Source organism: Methanoregula sp. (genome assembly GCF_049690535.1).
GTDB lineage: Archaea > Halobacteriota > Methanomicrobia > Methanomicrobiales > Methanospirillaceae > Methanoregula.
In genome coordinates, this window is record NZ_JBAVMX010000024.1 from 1 (window position 1) to 19,617 (window position 19,617).

A 19,617-nucleotide genomic window follows, 5' to 3' on the forward strand; every position below is an offset into this window, starting at 1 on the left:
ATCCGGAAGAATGAGAGATCAAAAAGGGAATGGAAGATAATCATCATCATGATGGCGATACCCCGGAGAAGATCGATCTCAGGATATCGTGCCGTGCCGCGCATGTGTAGTGGTACAATTGCTCCCGGACTCTGATATGTATTTTTGTAAAAACCGGGTGAGCGCGGAGAATTCTTTTACTGGCGGATAACTTGCAAAAAGCTGGAAACCTGCCCCTTCAGAAAAGTGCGAGGGATGGGATTCGAACCCAAGAACTCCTACGAGACTAGGCCCTCAACCTAGCGCCTTTGACCTGGCTTGGCTACCCTCGCCCGAATAGAATTGCACCAGCGGACACCGGAACCCCGGCTTACCTCGCTTTTGTGCCATAACAAAGAGGTTGTCTATCTAAAAGAATGTTATGGCATATTTCAGGCAAGCCACGTCAGAACATTAAGGCCGTGACCGATCCGGCCGGTGCCCGGACGCCCGCCCGGCCCGGGATGGACCGGCCTCATCTGACCTGCATGGCTTAGACGTTCTTTCCCGGCACCCCCGGACACTTTTTTTATAGACGCTGATGACATGCAGGAAGCATACATGTATATTTTCATACGTTTTACCCGGTGCGTGTATGTGGTCTGATATCATCCACGAATTTGCCGACTCGCCATCGCAGGGTCGCGTGGTGCGGTTCCTCCTCGAAAACGGTTTCGGGGTCAACACAGACGGGAAGATCTGCAGTAACGGCATCGATATCCCGGCAACCGCCATTGCAAAGGCGATCGGTTCGGACCGCCGCGTCGTGGATGCCACCGCCCGGCGCATCCTTGAACGCCCGTTCCTGCGCGGGATATTCTTAAACATGCGGGCGACTCCCGACCTGAGCCGGGTGGCAGAGTCCCTCGGGCTCTCGGTTATCACCGTCATGCCAAAAGACGCAAACGAGAAAGGCATCGTAGGAGCGGCTGTGCGTGTGCTCTCCAACCATTCGCTTGCAATACGGCAGATCTTTGTCACCGACCCCCAGTTCTCCGAGGACCCGAAACTCGTCATCATCATGGAAGACCCGCTGCCTGCCGGTGTGGTAGACGAGATCCGCGCCCTCCCGCAGGTGCGCCAGGTCATCATATAAAAAAAAGTCCTTTTTTGCTTACTGCGTAAGCTCTTCTACTTCATCTGAAAGCCGGCGTATCCGTTTCCGGATCTTTTTTGGCAGGCGGCTTGACGACGCGAGGCTTTCATCGATCGTCACCCTTTTTGTACCGGCAATCAGGTTATCCGCATGGGTGACGATCTTTTCTTCGATCGTCTGCGGCATGCAGTCCCGGGGGTCAAGCCCGAGGGCCACGCATTCGTCTGTGGTCATCCCAGCCCCGGTGTGACACTCCACGATCCGCGCAACGTTCTCGGGAAATCCCATCTCGCGCAGGAGATCCGCACCCTTCTGGGCATGGTCGATCCCGTGCGTGACCCCCCGTCCGATATCGTGGAGTAGCGCTCCCGTCATGACGAGTTCCTGGTCGGCACGATCGCACTTTCGTGCGTACTCCATCGCACAGTCACAGACCGCCTCGCAATGGGCGATCACCTTCGGGCTGCACCCGGCATTTTTTAAGAGCTCGATGCAGCGTTCCCGTGTTTCAGGCATGGCCGAGCGCTTTTTTCATGGCGTCGATACGCTCATGGAGCGCCTTTACGAGCATGTCGTTATCGAAATGAGAGAGCGGCTGCTCGCAGTTCGGGCACTTGAAGTCGCCGCCCATGGCCTGCGTGAAGGTAAAAATATCGTGGCAGTCCTTGCAGATGAAAAAATCGTTCTCCTCTTCGAACTGCACCCGGTGCTCGAGTTTGTCCAGCACCACGTCCATATCATCGCGGATGGCGTCGTGGATATGATCGATCCGCAGCTGCCAGAGGTACGTGAGCCAGCCGGTCTCGTTGTTCTTGATCCTGTGATATTCGGCAAGCCGCTTCTCATACAGTGTATAGAGCGTGTGCCGCACGGAGTTTAGGTTAATCCCGGTACTTGCGGCCAGATCCTCATCGCTGTGTTCGCCCTCTTTGGGGAACTTTTCCAAAAGATTGAGGCCTTCGTCACCAATCAGCCGGTGAATGTAAGCTCGCATTGCCGGGTCATTCAGCACTTCTTCCACAGGATCCATCAGGCAATATATTGTCGGACAGAGCTAATATTTTTATCCAGCGCAGAAAGTGCCTCATCGCGTGTTTTCCCGGTCCCGGAAACGCTCACAACTGCCTGTTCCTTTTCAAAAAAAGTTCCCGGCCACGGGATGTCGGACACCAGCGGTGCGAGATCTTTGAGGTCTGCATCCAGTGTCATGTCCCGTTCGGCAAAGATGATGCGCCGCGCTGCATATTCCTGCACCTTCGGCGCTTCCGGCAGCGTCCCCGCGCAGGCATTGACATGATACTGGAACAGGCTGCACCCGTATGCCATCTCCACCGTGTCAACCGTTCCCTGGAAACGGGGGTTCACTTCGATTACATATGGTGCGTCCTTGCCGATCACAAAATCGATGCCAATGGTGCCCATGCAGCCGCTTGCTGCGGCGATCTTCTCGGCAAGGGCGATCATCTCGCCGCACAGCGGGTGGTAAAAAGGCGTGACCGACCCGGAGAACCCGAACGTAGATTCACCGTCTCCCCTGAGCAGTTGTTCGTTTACGGCAATCGCACGGGCAGCATGGCCGTTTGCCACGCAGCAGACGCTTGCAGGAATACCGTCAATTATCTGCTGGCGGATGTAGGGGATGTCCGGGTACAGGGATGCCCATGATCTCTCCTCTGCGGCATCGCGGAGTATCGCGTTACGCCATCCACCCGCACCCCGGCGCGGCTTTGCCATCACCGGGTATTCTCCAGCGGCAGCGATGAGGGGTACCGGAACCTTAAGATCCTCAAAAAAGTGCTGCATATCCAATTTGTCAAGGAACCGGCCTACCTTGTCCCGGGGTGTCCCGCAGAGCGGGACCGGGAACGTCAGGTCTTCGGCACCCGAAGTAGCGACGACAAAATCAAAAGAATACTTGCGGCACATCCGGTCAACGGTCCCGGGAAGATCAGAGAGATCTTCAAACTTCATCCTGTCCCGGGTATACCAGGACAGGTCCTGATCGCAGAAATGGTCGACCGCACAGACTTCGTACCCGGCCTGTGCCGCCGACTGCGCCACATGGCGCGTGGAAAACCCGGCAACGAGGACCCGGCCTCTCACAACTCCTCCGTCTGCTTCCCGGCCTTTGATGGGACGATCCGGATCTTCGCGTCAGGGAACGGATGGGAGAACTCCGTTCCTTCATAGAGGTGATCCAAAAAGAGTGCGAGGCTTGAGATCTCCGAATGGGGCTGGCCGGTCACAGCAACATTGTAATCCGCAAGGCCGTACATTTCGCCGGGCACTTTCTCCGCCCCGACCACCACGAGAAGTTTCTCGCACGGCCGGATCTCGCTGATGATATCGGGCAGGTTGATCCCGTACATCGTGAGGTGGACAACTTTCCCCCCGGCAGCCTTCCAGTCCCTGATGCAGACACGCCACTTGACATTATCCTCGCAGAAAAATTTCCCGCCCCACCGGTCTGCCACATCATCGACGCTCTCGACCACGCCCTTGTCGCTCGCGGCAAGATACATGCCCGAAGCGCCGAGCGCCCGGCCGGTCAACGCGACGTGGGTAGTTACCCGCTGGTCACGCTCGGGCCGGTGCCCGATCCGGAGTATTGCAACTTCTTTTCCTGTCATAGTTACTTCTTCCTTGCTTTTATCACGCCATCTTCGATAACGTACGGAAGCTCATTATCGTATTTTGCCTGGCATTTTATGAGTGACTCCCCGACAGAGAGAATCCGGATCTTTCCGCCGGTTCGGTTGATGAGGAGATTATGGTCGAGCCGGACGAGCGACGCATCAACCGTTGCTGCGTCAAGGCCGCTCTCTTGTACCAGTTCTTCCGCAGTAACAGTACTCTTCTGCGCGATGATATGGTAGATCAGCCAGTCGGCGTCCTCTTCTTTCACCTGTAATCATTCCAGCCCGGCCTGATTATAGTTTATTGCCCACATGATTTTTGACCGGCCTCTACGGCACTCTTTTTGTCCTTTCCCGCGAATCTTATCCCATGGATACAGAAAATCCCGCGCCGTCATTTTCCGAACTGGTCAGGATAGCGGACTGCCTGCTCGATGAAAGCGGCGAGGATGAGGATGCGCTTATGCGCCGGCTGGAGACCCTGCCCGGACCGGTGAGAAACGAACTCCTTGTATCGGATCTCCTGAACGCATGGCAGGTATTCTATTATTTCTTCCGCACCGTGCCCGACGAACTGGTACGGGAGCGCCTCGAACTCGAACCTGCCTCATCGCTTGTTGAGGGAGTGGAGATTGATGAGATCGAATTGCTCACCCGGGTATTCCTCGTAAAAAACAGCATACCGACAATTATCGTTACTGACGGAAAAGACCCGCTGAAAACATTCTCCGGTGCCAGTGCGGTTGCCGACAGCCAGACCTATATCGAATCGACGCTATAACCGGTCGCCCGCGCTTATCAGCTGTTCGTCCACCCGGGCCGGGACAACGGGGGGGACGACGCCCCATTTTATGACTATTTCTCCCATAATCGCGAAGACTCCCTGTACCTTGTCAGGATCGATCTGCTCAAGGATGCTCCTGTCATCCGGTCGTACCTGGTTGCAGACTGCGGTTGCCCATGCGTCGGCGAGCAGGGGGTCGGGTGCGAAGATCGTAACCGCGTCTGCTATACCAAAGGAGATGGACGGGCCGACCGTCGCCGACGATGTGCAGATGCCAAACGGTGTATTGTGCGGCGGGACGACAAAGGCGATTTTGTCTGAGAGCGGTGCGGTCCCGGCATGCACGCCGACCCGGACGTCCCGGTCGCTGACAAGAGCGATATCCCCGCCGTTATCGATCACCCCGAACCGGGCACCCGCCCCGATCATGGCATCGATTCCGGCGGCGGCAATGGCGCCTGCAACGGTCGCCATGGGCCCGACGCCGGCGTCTGCGGCAGCGGCGGCCATGTGCAGGATCAGGGGCTCGTCCGTATCCGGCTTATACGGTGAAAAGGTGCTTGCAAAAAAAGGGTCGCGGGCAATATAGCCCTCGAGCACCTGCCGGGCAGCGATTATGCCACCCTTAGCTGCTGCCGCGTGAGCGGGGGTCTCTGCGAGGATCGCTGCAAAGGTCTCGCGGAACCGGAACGGCTCGCGGATCATAGGGGTAATGACAGCGCCTTGTGCGGGCACGCATCCACGCATTTGCCGCAAAGCACGCACCGGTCTTCCGCGATCGCAAGTTTCCACTCATGGTCAAACGAGAAGACCTCGCGGGGGCAGATCGAGATACAGGCGCCGCAGTCCACGCACTCGCTCGTATTGAGGTTGATCCCGTGTTCGAGCAGTCGCACGGTCGCCCCGAGCCGGGTCATGGTTGTCCGGATCAGCTGGCACTGGTCATCGGGCACTTCGATGAGCGCCTCGCCCTCAGATGAATCGATCATGGCCCGTTCGACATTGATGAGGACTCCGGTATCCTTTACCGCCTGCGCGATGATCGGGGCGCTCCCTTTCCCCCGCGAAAAGTTCACGAGCAGTTTCATTTCAGCCACCTCCCGCCAAAGAGTTTCCCGAGATTGATCGCGGTGAGCATTCCGATCACGTGGCGATCCTTATCGACTACCGGCAATGCGCTGATGTTATTCTGTTCGAGTTTCCGGACCGCGATATCGACTGCTTCATCGGTCGTGGTCGTTACGACTCTCTTTTTCATGATATCGCTTACCGTGCATGCCTTCCCCGGGTTTGCAACTGCCTTTGAGACATCAAACGTGGTCACGATCCCCACTAGCCTGCCATCGCTCCCAATGACCGGCAGGTGGTTGGTCTCCCCTTTGAGGAGTTTCTGTGCTGCCGTTCGGATCTCCTCGGATTCCCCGACACTCACGACCTGCCGGTCCATGATGTCCATCACGCGCGGGCCTTTCCTGCTCTCGTGCATCGGGTGTACTTTCTTTGTCGCATCGATCGGCCGGGTGGGCAGTGCGAGTTGCATGGCGCCTTTCCCGATCCAGTCTTTGAGTTCTTCGGCAACCTTTCGTGCCCTCCTGAAACTTGACAGCGAGGAGGTTCGCACCTGTTCGCCGTTGATCTCGACAGCACCCGATCGCAGTTCTTCATAGGTCACGCTCCGGATCAGGGGCCGGTTGCGGCTCGGTACGCCGTAATCGATCAGGTCAACCGAGATATCCTTATCACGGACCGCCGTTGCCCGGACCACGTCGAGGTCGAGCACCGGCAGCGGCACCCCGAGCCCCACGTAAAGGGTAACGCCGTAGCCGGTCATGGTCGCGGCGCGGAGGTACTCGGAGGACATCTCTTTGAGGTTGCCCGTAACCATCAGTGTCCCGAAACCGCCGCCCGGCGAGTGCTGCGTTCCTTCTCCGACCACCATGCCCTGCGCGCCGCACAAAAAGATCGGGACGCCGCTTCCTATCAGCCGGAGTTTCGGGTCGTTTGAGATTGGGTTTAACACGCCTGCTCCCGAGTAGGTGATGTTACCGGAATTCGGGAGGAGCGTTCCCATGTAGGTATGCAGGAGCCGGTCGGTCGTGTTCGTCGCCGCGTTGTACCGCTGGTACGCGTTCCGCGGGTTGCACATGATCGCCTGGTTGAGGTTTTCAAGGAGCAGTTCAGTTGTAATGGTCCTGCGCGGGTAACAGTCGGTGCCCCGGGAGGTTGCCCGCAGCTCCACGGATTTTCCCGAGACAAGATCCTCGAGTACATGGGCGCCGCCGTACTGCTCTTCGAGTGTATCCGACTGCTGGGTCGCGCCGATATATGTATCTACCGCGGCGAGCCCTCCGTAGGCCTCGACATCGTTGAGCCAGATCCGCTCCATCCGGATGGGCGGTTCCGAATGCCCGAAATTCAAAAACGCGCCGGATGAACACATCGCACCAAACGTACCGGTGGTAACAACATCGACGTCCTTAAGCGCGCCTTCCTCACCCAACTCGTCAACGAGGCCGGGCATCTCCTCTGCGGTGACAACACGGGCACTGCCGTCACGGATGCGCTCGTTGATCTGTTCGATGGACTTATGCATGACCAGATATGCCATTTTATGAATATTAAAACTCACTGCTATTACCCAAAGTAATAAATGGTATATATCCCCGACCAGCGATACTTCTGTATATGCACCTGCGTGCCTTTGCAGAAGTGATGGAAGCACTTGCCCCTCCGGCCCTTGCCGAAGAGTTCGATGCCGGCAGGATCGGGCTCGTGGTGGAGGGAAAACCGGAGATCGAGAAGATCTGCTGTGCCCTGGATGCCACGCCGGCAGTGGTCCGGCAGGCAGTCTCATCCGGCGCTGATATGCTCGTCGTCCACCACACCCCGATCTGGACACCGCTTACGGCCCTCACCGGGCCCACCGCCTCCCTGATGAGGGAGATCCTCGCCGGGAACCTGAACGTGTACGTGATGCACACGAACTTCGATCACGCGACCGGCGGCGTCAACGATGCCCTTGCTGAACTTCTCGGACTTTCGGAATGCGAGCCGATGTCGCTTGGCGCGGTGGGCACCTGCGAACTTCCGCTTCCGGAAATCTCCCGAAGACTGGGCGGGAACCTGCGGGTCTGGGGGAACCTCGCATCCTGCCGGCGGCTTGCAGTCGTCGCCGGCAGCGGTTTTGATCTCTCCCTCATGGCCGAAGCACGACAGATTGGGGCCGATGCGTTCCTCTCGGCCGAGATGAAACATTCGGTCGCCCGGGCCGCCCCGCTCCCCTGCATCGAGTCGACCCACTATGCACTTGAAGCGCCGGCCATGAAACGCCTTGCGGGACAGCGGGGCTGGCAGTACATCGACGATCCTCCGCTCCTCTCTGTCTGCCCATGAGCGATATCTGGCAGCAGCTGCGTGAAAAAAAAACGCTGGATGACGAGCTCCGCACCGGCATTGTCGCTGAATTCGGGACCCGGGGCACAAAGGCACTCGACGCGATCGATCGCAATCTCGTAAAAAAATATCTTGATTTCTTTGTCGTCACCGGATCGACCGGTGAACACGTGGTCTCTGAAAATGTCTGTACCTGCCGGGATTTTGCCTTCCGGCAAAAACCCTGCTGGCACCTCATTGCGGTCCGGATTGCAGAATCAACCGGTGCGTATGAATCCATTGATGCATGGTACCAGGAAAACTGGAAAAAATAAGTGCAGCCAAAGACAATAACTATCCTGGTACCCTTAATTATACAAGCAGTACGTGGTTTTTCATGTTCGAAGAAGAATACCAACTCGAATATTTCAAGAATCAGGGGTTCACACGGAAGATCTGCAAATCATGCGGTTCTGCTTTCTGGACGCGCGACAGCTCCCGCGATAACTGCGGTGACGCAGTCTGTGAACCCTATACGTTCATCGGGAATCCCGTCTTTACTCCCCACACCGTTGATGAGATGCGCGAGGCATTTCTCTCCTTTTTTGAAAAGAACGGGCACACGCGCATCGAGCGCTACCCGGTGGCCGCACGCTGGCGGGATGATATCTACCTGACCATCGCCTCCATCGCCGACTTCCAGCCCTTTGTAACAAGTGGTATTGTCCCGCCGCCCGCAAACCCGCTCACCATCTCACAACCATGCATCCGGTTAAACGATCTCGATTCAGTCGGGAAATCCGGGCGTCACCTGACCACGTTCGAGATGCTCGCCCACCACGCCTTTAACACACCGGATGAGGAGATCTACTGGAAAGATCGCACAGTCGAACTCTGCGATCAGTTCCTTGCATCCATCGGTGGTGATCTCAACAAGGTCACATACAAAGAACACCCGTGGATCGGGGGCGGGAATGCAGGCCCGAGTGTCGAGGTCATGATCGGCGGCCTTGAGGTTGCGACCCTTGTCTTTATGAGCCTTGGCCGGCAGAAAACAAACCATCCCGGCTATGACCTCAATGGCGAGATGTACTATCCGATAAAACTCCGGATTGTTGATACCGGGTACGGGCTTGAACGGCTGGTCTGGGCATCGAAAGGATCCCCGACGATCTACGATGCCGTCTTCCCAGAAATGGTCAGCCGGGTCATGAGTTCGGCCGGGCTTTCACACCTGCTCGAAAACAAGGACTATACAAAGATCCTGGCCTTAAACGCGAAGTTCGCCGGGCTCATGGACATCTCCGGCTCCAATCTCTTTAACCTTCGAAAGAAGGTGGCGGCCGCAATCGACATTTCTCCTGAGAAACTTGACCGGATGATTACACCGGTTGAGAAAGTGTATGCGATTGTCGACCACACCCGGTGCCTTGCGTACATGCTCGGCGACTGCATCGTTCCGTCAAACGTCCGGGAAGGCTACCTTGCCCGGCTCGTCATCCGCCGTACCCTGCGGATGATGAACGAGTTCAAGATGAAGGACTCCCTTGCTGATCTCATCGAAGAACAGATGAAGATCATCGGGATGAACAAGTTCCAGCAGGATATCGCCATCGTCCGTGAGATCGTCGACCGTGAAGTCGTGAAGTACGCCGACACGCTCGAACGCGGAACCCGGATCGTCCAGAAGGTCGCAAGGACCTACAAGGCAAAGAGCCAGCGTGTGCCACTCTCCGAGATCATCACCCTGTACGATTCCCACGGCATCCCGCCCGAGATGATCAAGGATATTGCCGGAAATGAAGGTGCGGTCATCGATCTACCGGACAATTTCTACTCCCAGATAGCCGACATGCACTCCGAGTCAAAGAAGGAGGCTGTCATAGACAAGACCTCGAAATATGCCGAACGGGTCCAGGGCCTCCCGCCGACAAAGAAACTCTATTACGAGCAGCCCGAGGACTTCGAGTTTGAAGCGGTCGTCATCGACTTCTTCGAAGGGTATGCGGTGCTCGACCAGACGCTCTTTTACCCGGAGGGCGGTGGCCAGCCAGCAGATACCGGCAGCCTCGTAGGTGCTGACAGCATGACACGGGTTGACGATGTGGTCAAAGTCGGAGATGTTATCCTTCACCATATCAGCGGCGGTCTCCTCCAGCGTGGCGAGCGGGTCAAGGGGATGGTCGATGAGGAACGGCGGTTCTCGCTGATGCGCCACCACACGGCCACCCATATTCTTCTCCATGCCTCAAAAGAGGTGCTCGGCGCTCATATCCACCAGTCAGGTGCGCAGAAAGGGGCGGAGAGCTCGCGTATCGACATCCGGCATTTCAAGCATATCACTCCGGAGGAGCTGCGCAAGATCGAGATCGCGGCAAACCGGATGGTGATGGCAAATCAGCAGGTCGAGATCTCGGTCGAGAACCGGACGAAAGCAGAGCAGGAGTACGGCTTCTCCCTGTATCAGGGAGGTGTCCCGCAGGGAAAGGATATCCGGGTGGTAAAAGTCGCCGGAGATATTGAGGCCTGTGCAGGGACGCACTGCCGGAGCACCGGGGAGATCGGGATTATCAAGATCCTCCGGGTCGAGCACATCCAGGACGGGATCGAGCGCATTGAGTTCGCGGCCGGGACGGCAGCAGTCTATTACCTGCAGCACCTCGAGCAGCTTGCGACCACCTCTGCCGATACCCTGTCCGTCCAGATCGAAAACCTCCCGGCCACGGTCACCCGATTCTTCTCTGAATGGAAAGATCAGAGAAAAGAGATCGAACGCATGAGCCAGAAACTGGTGGATCTTGAGATAAAGACCGTCAAGCCTGAGACCATCGGCGGAATATCCGTTGTTGTAAAACGGATCGATCTCGCGCCGCGTGAACTTTCGACGATTGCCACCGCGCTTTCTGAACACGGCGGGGTTGTTCTCCTTGCGACCCCGGGCGAGACCGCACGGGTCGTCCTTGCATCGGGCGACAGCCGGGTGAACGCCGGGGAGATCATCGGACAGGTATGCAGCCTTCTTGGCGGCAAAGGTGGCGGAAAACCCTCGATGGCGCAGGGTGGCGGGCCGGATGTTGAAAAACTCGACCTCGCCCTGAACGTGGGGCGTGAGCGGATCATCGCGGCACTGCAGAAAAAGTAAAAAATGACCGGAAACGTGGTGGTGCTGGAACCGGGCGACGAACGGGCGCAGAAGATTGCAAAAGCCATGGCCAGCCAGACAGCAAATGATATCCTTACCCTCCTTGCTGCCGGCACAAAAAGTCTCACCGATATCACGGAGCAGCTGAAAATCCCTCTCACTACCGCAAAATACCACACCGAAAACCTGCTCGACGCCGGCCTTCTTACGGTCTCTGAAACCCGGTACAGCATCAAAGGGCGCGAAGTCAGGATGTATGCACTCACCGATCAGATCCTGATTGTCGCACCAAAACAGACCGACATCCGTGCCCTTCTCCTCAAGTACAGTTCCCTTTTTGTGATTGTCATCGCTGGCACGCTTTCGATCTTCACCCTTGCACCCCTGTTCTCTTCACAGACTGCAATAGAGGCAGCGCCCATGATGGCGACCCGGGAAACCTCGGGAGCGGGTTTGTACGCGGCAAAAGCCATGACAGATACGGGCATTGTTCAGGAAGTATTCCCTGACTTTGCACTTGCTTTCTTCTGTGGTGGGGTATTTGTTATTCTCGCCCTGCTCTGCTACGAGGCATATCTCTGGAAAAAGAAACGATAAACAGACTCGTGGCTAAACCATTTTTTACAAATCCGGTCTCCCCGGTTGCGGCAGTGTGCTGCCCGACAGGGAAGAAGTATTTCCCGGCTTTTGGTCTCATTAAAAAAAAAGAATATTTGAATGATTTTTATGTACGGTCTTTATTGATCTTTCCTGCAATCAGCATGGCGATCAGGAGTGCCCCGATCACGATACCGGCTGGCAGCGGTGACTTTGTGGGAGTGGGGATGGGTGTAAAGGTAACCTTCGGTGTGGTGCTGACCGTTTTTACTACCGTCAAGGTGGGCACAGTTGTTGCCGTTGTCGGTGCCACCACGTGGAACGTGATAGTGGCAATAGCGCCATTCGCATCGGCAAACTTGACATCATAATCATCCGGCTGCGTGACGGAAATCGTCTGCGAGAACGCACCATCGCCGCTCTGGATCATGGTTGTGGTCCGGATATACTGGGGGCCAAACACGCGTCCGGCTGACTGGCCGTCGACCTGGACCTGTATGCCGGCGTTACCCCCTTTCTGGAGAGAACCCGCAATCACGAGTGCATCGGCCAGGTTCTGGGTTGTCGGGGATGTAATAGTAAGTTCACCGGATCGATCGGTGAGGGTCACAAGTTCGCTCATTATAGAATCAGAGCGCACATCCGGCACGACACCGTTAAACTGGATCTCTACCTTATACTGGCCACCTTTGAGACCTGTCGTGTCAAAGAGCTTGTACTGGGTAGCCTGGTTCGACTGGATGGTCATAGTCTGACGGTCGAGTTCTGTAGATGTATACTGGGACTGGTAAAAGACAAGATCGAAACTGGTCCCGGGCGGGTAATCGGAATCAACCGCGCATTTCAGGGTCTGACCGACCGGGATTGAATTTGGCGAACAGTTCAGGTAAATACCATATGCGGATGCCGATCCCACAAGGAACAGGGAGAGCAGGGCGAGGACAAGAATATACCTCTTCATGTCTACATGGTCGAATGCGCAAAATTAAAAAGGTTCCCCTTTTTTCCAAAAAAAATTCAGGATTGTCTGCATTCTTTTGATACGTCAGACAAGGTCAATAAAATTTTTGAGCAGGCACAGACCGACAGCTCCGCTCTTTTCAGGGTGGAACTGAACGCCGTACACGTTGTCCCGGACAACGGACGAGGCAAAGGGGACGATGTATTCTGTTGTCGTAAGCGTATATTCCGGTATCGTATCTGCATAGTACGAATGGACAAAATAGACATACTCTTCCGGGGAGAGCCCGGAAAAGAGCGGGTTGTTTTCTTTATTAAGCCGTATCGTATTCCAGCCCATATGGGGTACTTTTACTCCCGGGACATGCGGGAACCTGCGCACCCGGCCCGGGATAAGTCCCAGCCCCTCGTGCGTCCCGTGCTCTTCGCTTGAGTCCATGAGCATCTGCATGCCAAGGCAGATCCCAAGAAGAGGCACCTCTTTTGATGCAGCGCAAACTGTCTCTTTGAGGGGGCCCAGCTGGTCCATTCCTTCGTGGAAAGCGCCGACTCCCGGGAGCACGATGCCATCGGCCGCTGCGATCTCATCCACATTCCCGGTAATGGTGGCACGAGCTCCCGCGGCCTCGATCCCGCGCATGACGCTCCGCAGGTTCCCGAGGCCATAATCAATGATGGTGACGCTCTTTTTCATGGACTCCCTCCTTTAACCTCCACGCCCCGCTTGTAATCCAGTCATCCGGCAGTCTCTGTGCCTGCTGCCAGGCTTTCAGTCGTTCATGCCAACCGTTCCAGAGCCCGGCAAAGTCGCTCTCGATCATGTGGATCAATGCCATATCACTGGACGGGCACATGAAACATCCGATCCGATCCAGCCGATGCTCATAGAGCCGGTTGTAGGGCGCCTCTTCCCGGAACAGGTACAGCCAGACATGAAGTGCGGTCCAGTCCTGGATTGGCGCAGCAGATACCTGGACTTTTACCGTCGGGTTTCTCCAGACCCGGTCACTCTCTGCCCGGGAGAGGGATTCATACCTGCGCTGCCCGATAAAGGAGAGGCATTCGCCCCAGGTCGAACGGATGGTCGCGGCGACCGGCAGAAGTTTGCAGACGCTGCAGCACCAGCGGGCATTAACCGCCGGCGGGCCCTCACGGGCGAGCGTCTCATAGAATTTTTCCGAGGTTTTGGTGCGGATAACCTCTGCGTTGTACTTCTGCTGCACGGCCTCCACGTTTGCATATGTGTCGGGAAACTCAAGGCCGGTATCGGCAAAGAGCAGCGGAACGTTCCCGAGTGCTTTTCTGACCACAAGCAGGGTTACAAGGCTGTCCTTTCCCCCGGAGTAGGAGACCGTCGGCTGGAGAGGGTACGCGGCAGCGACATCTTTTACAAACCGTACCGATTCGTCTTCAGCCCGCGCAATTACATCGGCATTTGCCCGGATTGCATCCTGCCATGTCGCCCTCCCCGGCACGATCTGCGAGGGGACGTTCCTGCGGGTGCGGACGATCTGGCCTTTCTGCATCGCCCGCGCCTCTTCTGCCCCCGCTTTTGCCCGGCCCACCGCAATACACTCTTCGCTTTCTGTGACAACAAAAACCTCGTCACCGGTACAAATTGCATCATCGAGGGATACGAGGCCGGGCCTGAGGACGCTCATTCCCTGATCACGGATGAACGGTGCAGCGCTGTCATCCACCACAACGACGTGTTTTGTTGGTTTGAAGAGGACATATGCCTCCGGCCGGGGTATCGGTTCCCAGCGTCGCTCTTTTGGAATATAGCGGATGGAACCGGCAATCCCGCCGCCGATCACGATCTCTTCCATCCGGTCATTATCCGGCACCTTGTTTAAGAGGACCAGATGCCCGTCCGGAACAAGCGGCGCCCCGAAGTGTTCTTCAAAGATACTGTTGATGAGCGCGATATCAGCTGGAAAAGCCGGTCGTGCATCTCCCGGGGGGGTGAGCGGGACTTCGCGGGTTGGTGCACCGCAGGCGCAGGTTTTTGAAAGGACCGGTGTATGGCACTGGTCGCACCAGCGCAGCAGGATCTTACCGAGATAGGACGGGTGCATTCCCACATCTGTTCGCGTTTGTCCGATAAAAGTGTAGGCGCTGTGTCCTGCGCACGGCTATACGATCATTCATTGTACAAGATGGAAAACAGTCGCCCTGCATAAGGGAATTGCACGAGGTTTGATATGCACCGGTTCTCCATTTTAGTACTGTGATACGAGACAGCAGGGAACCCGGTAATCCCGGGGTTTTCGGAGTGTGATTGCAGGTGACCCTTGACATCTGGCTTTTTGCGGCTGTCTGCCTTTTTATTCTTGCCTTCTGTGCAGTACTGCGTGTCATTTCCGGTCCGACCCTGCATGACCGGTTGATCGCAGCAAATATGGCTGTCACCCTTGCCTGTGCGGGAGCGCTATCCCTCACCGTTTCAGTCGGGGACCTGATTATTCCTGTACTAACAGGGCTGCTTGCATGTATCGTGTTTGCGACCACCATACGGATCTCCCAGGTACAAAAGAGGGAAACACCATGATCGAGTTCGCCGTTGACGTGCTCCTGTATATCCTTCTTCTCGCGGCCATCGGGTTTGGATGGATCAGCGTAATTGGCCTGCTCCTCTTTCCGGATATCCGGAGCAGGGCTTTTACCGGTCTTCGTGCCGGTATTCTTGCCATGACGCTTGTTACCTCGTCCGCGATCTGCTATAGCATCTTTACCTGGACAAGAGATGGCGGGATGCAGTACCTGATGCTGGTTCTTGCCGCCGCCCTTATGCTTGTCATGGTCGTCGCCTTAAACCGGATTGCTGCAGACGCTATCTGCCGTAAGACCGTACCGGTCGGCCCATCGCATACCGGTGAACAGAAAGATCGGTCATAATCTTTTTTACAACAGCCGCAATCCCGGAATCAGGAACCAATAGTCCGGACAAGAACAAAAGTGAGAACTGTATGCTCTCCCAACTCCGTAAAGAAAAAATTCTGTTTTGCTTTGGCAATTCCTGGTGCAGGAACTTAATCCACAACACAATAGAGAAAAAGTAGGGCAATCCCGGTCAACTTTCAGTACGATTTTTCCTTTAAAGGGCCTCTTCAGTTACGGGCTCCTCTGTTTCAAGATCAAGGAAACAGAGGACAGCTGCAATCCCCAGGATAAGAATTGCCGGCAGGTACAAATACAGCAAATTAAGTGTGCCGGCGAGCGGGACTGAAAGTGTGATCCAGACCGCGGAGGAGAGCAGCATCCAGCCGGCAAACCGGGTTTCACTGTTTGCTATCGCCGCACCCATCAGGCCGAGGCTGGAGAAAAGTGCAGCCTGGACCCCGGAGAGTGTCATTTCAGAGGATCCTGAAGAAAAAATCACGTATCCTGCGGTCGCAATACCCAGAAATCCTCCGATTGCGCCAATGATAAATTGCCGCTTCATCTGTACACGATAGCACAACACATGCTCATAAAGATTCCTTTTTTATTTTTTGTTTTAAAATAGCCGGGATCGGATGAAAGCGCATGAGCCGGAGTCTAAAGAAAATCCTGCTGCATAATGAATTTGCCAAGTGCCTGTATACAGGATGTACTAAAAATAATGCCCGATTAACTCGTTTTTAGCCAAACAAGTCATAATTGAGAGGATTGCGCATTTCGCTCCTGATCGCCCGTAAAATCCGTTCTATTTGGGATACCCCGTTTTTGCGCGGGACAAAGTTGAGATTTATAGCGATTCTATGCAGGAAACTATCATTTTGACCAAAATATTTATGTATTCATAGAATAATGAAAATTATAACCCTTTCCGGTGGGAGGTGTGAAGAAGATGGTTGTAGCAAAGAAACCAGCCGCAAAGAAGGCTCCAGCAAAAAAACCCGCCGTAAAGAAGGCAGCCCCTAAGAAGAAATAATCTTTTGGGCATTATTTTATTTTTTTTAGATTTTTAAAAAATTCTTCAAAAAAAAGTTGCGCTCGTTGTTGGTGCTCTGATTACCTGATTCACAGAATCAGGTTCCGCACACCCCACTCCTGCCGGGTGAGAACCAAATCCCGTGATCCTGGTATACCCACAGCCGGAGATAAATAATAAAGCCGGACCCGACGTATCGATCACGTGCTTTACGGGATATTATTGCACAGCGGCAAACCTGTACGCACCCTCAGGCACTATCATCTCGAACCGTGCACCTTTTCCTGCTATTCCCGTCTCCCGTATGGTAATACCGGTAATCGCAAGGATTTCCCGGGTGAGGAAGAGTCCATATCCGGTATTTTTTCCGTATCCCCTGGTAAATATATGCTCTTTATCCTGTTCGGGGATACCAATGCCATCGTCTTCAATGGCAAGAACCACGTTTTTTTCTGCCTGCTGGTATGATACACAGATCCGGGAGACATGTTTGCCGTGGCGGAGTGCATTTTCAATAAGGTTGAAAAAGACTTTCTCCATCAGGAGGTCTGCATAAATCTCCAGATTTCCCGTGTTGAGTACAACAGATACGTTCCCGACATTTGCCGTTACGAGAACTGACGAGATGCTCGTTTTTACATTTTTCCACTGGGGTGGTTGCACGCCAACATTCTGGTAAATCCGGGTGAACACAATCTGACTATGGATCGTTTTGACAATATTTTCCTCTTTCTTAATCATGCCAGCAAAGTTATCGTCACCCGGTAACTTTTTCAGGCGGGTAATGTACCCTTCCAGCATGGTGAGCTGATTAAGAATATCATGCCGTGTGATACTGGTTAAAAGGCTGACTTGTTTATTCGCCTTTTTTATTGCATCCTCCGCCTGCTTACGTTCTGTAATGTCTCTGACCACCGAGATTGCCACCTGTTTTCCCTGGAGATGGCCGATATGGACATTGATCTCGACCGGAACGAGAGTGCCGTCTTTTTTCCGGTGCCGGGTCTCGAAGACCGTATGGCCGGTTGTGGACAACTCCTTTGCTATATCTGGTAAAGGCCGGCTGTGTTCACCGGAGACACGATCAAGAGCCCCCTGCATCAGCAGTTCGTCGCGGGTAAACTGCAGCATCCGGCAGGCTGTTTCGTTCACATCGATAAATTTTCCGAGCTTCCCGTCTGGTCCAATTTCATGGAGGTGGATTCCGTCATTTACTGTGTCAAAGATGCCCCGAAACTTCTCCTCGCTTTCCTTCAATGCGTTCTGTACCTGGATTTGCTCCAGGATCTGTTTTTCAAGAGCATCGTTGGTCATGACGAGTTCTGCGGTCCGGTCTTTCACCTGTTTTTCAAGGACAACCTGGTACTTTTTCATTTCCGTAATATCTTCAAAGATGATACCAACAGCACGCCCGCCTTCTTCAAACACGAGGGGAGTAAATTTCATCCGGAAATACCGGTCTTCATCTGCCCCTTGAATATGAATATCAAACACGCTGCCTGATCCATCGAGTGCCCGGTCAACTGCGTCAAAATGCTCCCTGGTAAAATAGGGGGCAAGTGAGGAATGTTCTAATTGCCGTCCCTTCAGATCCTCTTTTGAAACCTTAAAATAATCGAGGAACGAGTCATTGGCCTCCTGTATGAAGAGATCCTTATCGAGGATAAGAATAAGATCTGATGCAAGGCTCAGCAGGTTGGTCAACGGAAGCCGCTGGGAAAGATAGAAAAGTTTTGCCCGGCCCAGTTCCCTCATGTCTGCCTGACCGGACATCACCAGGGAATTAAGGTATTTTGCTGATGTTGCCCGGTTAAGCGAGAGTTTTTTTGAAACTTCCTCGATGGTCAGGCCTTTTGGATTCAGTCTCAATATATCTTTGATCCGTTCCAGCTCATTTTCCCGTTCCAAAATACCAGCGACCTTATATGTGAAATGTGATCACTGACAATATATATTACTGTTGTTCAACTCTAATAAACATCTTTGATAATCATCATAAAACTAAATATTTAAATAGTTTGTAGATGAACAGAATGATCACTGCCCAAAGCTGTATCAGACCGGCTCAGGGAAGTCAACATTCAAAAACATCGGGTGATGGGGTTTGAATTCAAAAACAACAATTCTGGAAAACCGGGCAGGAAACGCACCTACCAACCGGTCTGTTGAGGATGATCTAAAAAGGCATTTTGCTGTTCTTTATGATCTCTCACAAAAATTTGAGGATTACAGATCTATCCCGACAATCCCCGTCGATCACCAACCGGGGTACAGGTAAGAAAAGGACGCTGCGAGGAATCATGAATCACCGTCTCAAAAAACAGGAAACTGCTGCGCTCTGGGTGCAGTATAATGATCTGATGGTCCCGGTTTTCACAGCCGGGATTTCCCGCTGGATGGATAATGGAGCACGGGCAGCCGGGGTTCTGCAGCAGGACCCGGTCAGGTTCAGCAATAAAGAGATCATTGTTGCACAATAAAACCGGAGGGGTAAACGATGGATACTGAAACAAGCACTATCAAGGACACTACCAGGATTGCTGATACAACTGCCAACCCGACACCGCTTGGACTACTGGCGTTTGGCATGACTACGGTGCTGCTGAACCTGCACAACACCGGGTTCTTTGCGATGGGGTCGGCAATCTTTGCGATGGGGATATTCTTCGGAGGTATTGCACAGATCATCGCAGGTATCATGGAATGGAAGAAGAACAACACGTTCGGCACAACTGCGTTTGTCTCGTACGGTTTTTTCTGGATCTCGCTTGTGGGCCTGATCCTCATGCCGGTGCTTGGCTGGAGCGGCCCGCTCCAGATGGAAGCGCTTGTATCGTTCCTCACCTTGTGGGGATTATTCTCATTTGTGATGTTCATCATCACATTCAGGCTGCCAAAAGCGTTTCAGGTGATCTTTGGATCCCTGACATTATTGTTCCTGCTCTTAATTGCGGGGAACGCGACAGGTAATGTTACCGTACTCCAGATCGCCGGTGTCGTAGGTATTATCTGCGGACTCTCCGCGATGTATACCGGCCTTGGGCAGGTAATGAATGAAGTGTATAAAGAACAGGTTATCAGACTCGGGTGAAAAAA

The 19,617-nt window shown here is 54.3% G+C and carries 24 protein-coding genes and 1 tRNA gene; 10 read left to right on the plus strand and 15 right to left on the minus strand.

Annotated elements, in window-relative coordinates; genetic code table 11:
- Together WCE46_RS01580 and WCE46_RS01585 are read right to left on the minus strand one after the other, a co-directional pair.
- On the minus strand, window positions 1-104 hold a 104-nt coding region (locus WCE46_RS01580), incomplete at its 3' end, for a heparan-alpha-glucosaminide N-acetyltransferase domain-containing protein (RefSeq protein ID WP_424732010.1).
- A 122-nt stretch (window positions 105-226) separates the two neighbouring features.
- Window positions 227-311: transfer RNA gene (locus WCE46_RS01585), tRNA-Leu, on the minus strand.
- 302 nt (window positions 312-613) lie between these two features.
- Here WCE46_RS01585 and WCE46_RS01590 point away from each other — a divergent pair.
- Complete coding sequence (locus WCE46_RS01590) at window positions 614-1,114, plus strand: regulator of amino acid metabolism, contains ACT domain protein (RefSeq protein ID WP_424731947.1); 501 nt, start codon at window positions 614-616, stop codon at window positions 1,112-1,114.
- Between the two features lie 18 nt (window positions 1,115-1,132).
- Here WCE46_RS01590 and WCE46_RS01595 read toward each other — a convergent pair whose 3' ends face one another.
- From WCE46_RS01595 to WCE46_RS01615, 5 genes are read right to left on the minus strand one after another with little or no spacing between them, the layout of a single operon-like run.
- Entirely contained in the window at window positions 1,133-1,630 is a 498-nt protein-coding gene (locus tag WCE46_RS01595) for an HD domain-containing protein (RefSeq protein WP_424731948.1), read from the minus strand.
- The gene (locus WCE46_RS01600) at window positions 1,623-2,144 is read right to left on the minus strand and encodes a transcription factor (RefSeq protein ID WP_424731949.1); all 522 of its coding nucleotides are present in this window, start codon (window positions 2,142-2,144) and stop codon (window positions 1,623-1,625) included. Before WCE46_RS01600 ends, WCE46_RS01595 begins: the two co-directional genes overlap by 8 nt.
- Window positions 2,144-3,217, minus strand: a complete 1,074-nt coding sequence (locus tag WCE46_RS01605; protein WP_424731950.1) for an ATP-grasp domain-containing protein — start codon at window positions 3,215-3,217, stop codon at window positions 2,144-2,146. The genes WCE46_RS01600 and WCE46_RS01605 overlap by 1 nt, the downstream gene beginning before the upstream one ends.
- Window positions 3,214-3,744 carry a tRNA (cytidine(56)-2'-O)-methyltransferase gene (locus WCE46_RS01610; protein ID WP_424731951.1) on the minus strand — a complete coding sequence of 177 codons (531 nt, stop codon included), beginning with the start codon at window positions 3,742-3,744 and terminating at the stop codon, window positions 3,214-3,216. Before WCE46_RS01610 ends, WCE46_RS01605 begins: the two co-directional genes overlap by 4 nt.
- A 2-nt stretch (window positions 3,745-3,746) precedes the next feature.
- Entirely contained in the window at window positions 3,747-4,019 is a 273-nt protein-coding gene (locus WCE46_RS01615) for a MarR family transcriptional regulator (protein ID WP_424731952.1), read from the minus strand.
- Window positions 4,020-4,120: 101 nt separating this feature from the next.
- Here WCE46_RS01615 and WCE46_RS01620 point away from each other — a divergent pair, with 101 nt between their 5' ends.
- Window positions 4,121-4,531 carry a hypothetical protein gene (locus WCE46_RS01620; RefSeq protein WP_424731953.1) on the plus strand — a complete coding sequence of 137 codons (411 nt, stop codon included), beginning with the start codon at window positions 4,121-4,123 and terminating at the stop codon, window positions 4,529-4,531.
- Here the strand turns inward: WCE46_RS01620 and WCE46_RS01625 are convergent.
- From WCE46_RS01625 to WCE46_RS01635, 3 genes are read right to left on the minus strand one after another with little or no spacing between them, the layout of a single operon-like run.
- Entirely contained in the window at window positions 4,526-5,239 is a 714-nt protein-coding gene (locus WCE46_RS01625) for a UPF0280 family protein (protein WP_424732011.1), read from the minus strand. The genes WCE46_RS01620 and WCE46_RS01625 overlap by 6 nt on opposite strands.
- Complete coding sequence (locus WCE46_RS01630; RefSeq protein ID WP_424731954.1) at window positions 5,236-5,622, minus strand: DUF362 domain-containing protein; 387 nt, start codon at window positions 5,620-5,622, stop codon at window positions 5,236-5,238. The genes WCE46_RS01625 and WCE46_RS01630 overlap by 4 nt, the downstream gene beginning before the upstream one ends.
- Window positions 5,619-7,127 carry a homocysteine biosynthesis protein gene (locus WCE46_RS01635; RefSeq protein ID WP_424732012.1) on the minus strand — a complete coding sequence of 503 codons (1,509 nt, stop codon included), beginning with the start codon at window positions 7,125-7,127 and terminating at the stop codon, window positions 5,619-5,621. The genes WCE46_RS01630 and WCE46_RS01635 overlap by 4 nt, the downstream gene beginning before the upstream one ends.
- 92 nt (window positions 7,128-7,219) lie before the next feature.
- On the opposite strand from WCE46_RS01635, the gene WCE46_RS01640 reads away from it, so the two are divergent.
- From WCE46_RS01640 to WCE46_RS01655, 4 genes are all read left to right on the plus strand, one after another.
- Window positions 7,220-7,927, plus strand: a complete 708-nt coding sequence (locus WCE46_RS01640) for a Nif3-like dinuclear metal center hexameric protein (RefSeq protein WP_424731955.1) — start codon at window positions 7,220-7,222, stop codon at window positions 7,925-7,927.
- Complete coding sequence (locus tag WCE46_RS01645; RefSeq protein WP_424731956.1) at window positions 7,924-8,241, plus strand: SWIM zinc finger family protein; 318 nt, start codon at window positions 7,924-7,926, stop codon at window positions 8,239-8,241. The genes WCE46_RS01640 and WCE46_RS01645 overlap by 4 nt, the downstream gene beginning before the upstream one ends.
- 62 nt (window positions 8,242-8,303) lie before the next feature.
- A complete protein-coding gene (gene alaS, locus WCE46_RS01650; protein ID WP_424731957.1) occupies window positions 8,304-11,048 on the plus strand; it encodes an alanine--tRNA ligase in 2,745 nt (914 codons plus the stop codon).
- 3 nt (window positions 11,049-11,051) lie between these two features.
- On the plus strand, window positions 11,052-11,645 hold the full coding sequence (locus WCE46_RS01655; protein WP_424731958.1) for an ArsR/SmtB family transcription factor: 594 nt from the start codon (window positions 11,052-11,054) through the stop codon (window positions 11,643-11,645).
- Between the two features lie 127 nt (window positions 11,646-11,772).
- On the opposite strand, the gene WCE46_RS01660 is transcribed toward WCE46_RS01655, so the two are convergent.
- From WCE46_RS01660 to WCE46_RS01670, 3 genes are all read right to left on the minus strand, one after another.
- Window positions 11,773-12,606, minus strand: a complete 834-nt coding sequence (locus tag WCE46_RS01660; RefSeq protein ID WP_424731959.1) for a hypothetical protein — start codon at window positions 12,604-12,606, stop codon at window positions 11,773-11,775.
- Between the two features lie 84 nt (window positions 12,607-12,690).
- Window positions 12,691-13,299, minus strand: a complete 609-nt coding sequence (hisH, locus tag WCE46_RS01665; protein WP_424731960.1) for an imidazole glycerol phosphate synthase subunit HisH — start codon at window positions 13,297-13,299, stop codon at window positions 12,691-12,693.
- Complete coding sequence (locus WCE46_RS01670) at window positions 13,274-14,683, minus strand: phosphoadenosine phosphosulfate reductase family protein (RefSeq protein ID WP_424731961.1); 1,410 nt, start codon at window positions 14,681-14,683, stop codon at window positions 13,274-13,276. The genes hisH and WCE46_RS01670 overlap by 26 nt, the downstream gene beginning before the upstream one ends.
- 209 nt (window positions 14,684-14,892) lie before the next feature.
- Between WCE46_RS01670 and WCE46_RS01675 the strand changes: the two genes are divergently transcribed.
- The gene (locus tag WCE46_RS01675; RefSeq protein ID WP_424731962.1) at window positions 14,893-15,156 is read left to right on the plus strand and encodes a hypothetical protein; all 264 of its coding nucleotides are present in this window, start codon (window positions 14,893-14,895) and stop codon (window positions 15,154-15,156) included.
- Window positions 15,153-15,503 (plus strand): hypothetical protein, encoded by a 351-nt coding sequence (locus WCE46_RS01680; protein WP_424731963.1) that lies wholly within the window; start codon window positions 15,153-15,155, stop codon window positions 15,501-15,503. Before WCE46_RS01675 ends, WCE46_RS01680 begins: the two co-directional genes overlap by 4 nt.
- A 199-nt stretch (window positions 15,504-15,702) precedes the next feature.
- On the opposite strand, the gene WCE46_RS01685 is transcribed toward WCE46_RS01680, so the two are convergent.
- Entirely contained in the window at window positions 15,703-16,050 is a 348-nt protein-coding gene (locus tag WCE46_RS01685) for a hypothetical protein (protein ID WP_424731964.1), read from the minus strand.
- A 690-nt stretch (window positions 16,051-16,740) separates the two neighbouring features.
- Entirely contained in the window at window positions 16,741-18,429 is a 1,689-nt protein-coding gene (locus WCE46_RS01690; protein ID WP_424731965.1) for a PAS domain S-box protein, read from the minus strand.
- A gap of 392 nt (window positions 18,430-18,821) precedes the next feature.
- Between WCE46_RS01690 and WCE46_RS01695 the strand changes: the two genes are divergently transcribed.
- Both WCE46_RS01695 and WCE46_RS01700 read left to right on the plus strand, forming a co-directional pair.
- The gene (locus WCE46_RS01695; protein ID WP_424731966.1) at window positions 18,822-19,001 is read left to right on the plus strand and encodes a hypothetical protein; all 180 of its coding nucleotides are present in this window, start codon (window positions 18,822-18,824) and stop codon (window positions 18,999-19,001) included.
- A gap of 17 nt (window positions 19,002-19,018) precedes the next feature.
- Window positions 19,019-19,612: an acetate uptake transporter gene (locus tag WCE46_RS01700; RefSeq protein ID WP_424731967.1), complete on the plus strand. Its 594-nt coding sequence runs from the start codon at window positions 19,019-19,021 to the stop codon at window positions 19,610-19,612.
- The last annotated feature ends 5 nt before the right edge of the window (window positions 19,613-19,617 follow it).

What these genes read in the sequence shown, in the direction of transcription:
- WCE46_RS01590 (WP_424731947.1), top strand. Translation starts at nt 614, where the DNA reads ATGTGGTCTGATATCATCCACGAATTTGCCGACTCGCCATCGCAGGGT.
- WCE46_RS01595 (WP_424731948.1), bottom strand. Translation starts at nt 1,630, where the DNA reads ATGCCTGAAACACGGGAACGCTGCATCGAGCTCTTAAAAAATGCCGGG.
- WCE46_RS01600 (WP_424731949.1), bottom strand. Translation starts at nt 2,144, where the DNA reads ATGGATCCTGTGGAAGAAGTGCTGAATGACCCGGCAATGCGAGCTTAC.
- WCE46_RS01610 (WP_424731951.1), bottom strand. Translation starts at nt 3,744, where the DNA reads ATGACAGGAAAAGAAGTTGCAATACTCCGGATCGGGCACCGGCCCGAG.
- WCE46_RS01620 (WP_424731953.1), top strand. Translation starts at nt 4,121, where the DNA reads ATGGATACAGAAAATCCCGCGCCGTCATTTTCCGAACTGGTCAGGATA.
- WCE46_RS01625 (WP_424732011.1), bottom strand. Translation starts at nt 5,239, where the DNA reads ATGATCCGCGAGCCGTTCCGGTTCCGCGAGACCTTTGCAGCGATCCTC.
- WCE46_RS01630 (WP_424731954.1), bottom strand. Translation starts at nt 5,622, where the DNA reads ATGAAACTGCTCGTGAACTTTTCGCGGGGGAAAGGGAGCGCCCCGATC.
- WCE46_RS01635 (WP_424732012.1), bottom strand. Translation starts at nt 7,127, where the DNA reads ATGCATAAGTCCATCGAACAGATCAACGAGCGCATCCGTGACGGCAGT.
- WCE46_RS01640 (WP_424731955.1), top strand. Translation starts at nt 7,220, where the DNA reads ATGCACCTGCGTGCCTTTGCAGAAGTGATGGAAGCACTTGCCCCTCCG.
- WCE46_RS01645 (WP_424731956.1), top strand. Translation starts at nt 7,924, where the DNA reads ATGAGCGATATCTGGCAGCAGCTGCGTGAAAAAAAAACGCTGGATGAC.
- alaS (WP_424731957.1), top strand. Translation starts at nt 8,304, where the DNA reads ATGTTCGAAGAAGAATACCAACTCGAATATTTCAAGAATCAGGGGTTC.
- WCE46_RS01655 (WP_424731958.1), top strand. Translation starts at nt 11,052, where the DNA reads ATGACCGGAAACGTGGTGGTGCTGGAACCGGGCGACGAACGGGCGCAG.
- WCE46_RS01660 (WP_424731959.1), bottom strand. Translation starts at nt 12,606, where the DNA reads ATGAAGAGGTATATTCTTGTCCTCGCCCTGCTCTCCCTGTTCCTTGTG.
- hisH (WP_424731960.1), bottom strand. Translation starts at nt 13,299, where the DNA reads ATGAAAAAGAGCGTCACCATCATTGATTATGGCCTCGGGAACCTGCGG.
- WCE46_RS01670 (WP_424731961.1), bottom strand. Translation starts at nt 14,683, where the DNA reads ATGCACCCGTCCTATCTCGGTAAGATCCTGCTGCGCTGGTGCGACCAG.
- WCE46_RS01680 (WP_424731963.1), top strand. Translation starts at nt 15,153, where the DNA reads ATGATCGAGTTCGCCGTTGACGTGCTCCTGTATATCCTTCTTCTCGCG.
- WCE46_RS01685 (WP_424731964.1), bottom strand. Translation starts at nt 16,050, where the DNA reads ATGAAGCGGCAATTTATCATTGGCGCAATCGGAGGATTTCTGGGTATT.
- WCE46_RS01695 (WP_424731966.1), top strand. Translation starts at nt 18,822, where the DNA reads ATGAATCACCGTCTCAAAAAACAGGAAACTGCTGCGCTCTGGGTGCAG.
- WCE46_RS01700 (WP_424731967.1), top strand. Translation starts at nt 19,019, where the DNA reads ATGGATACTGAAACAAGCACTATCAAGGACACTACCAGGATTGCTGAT.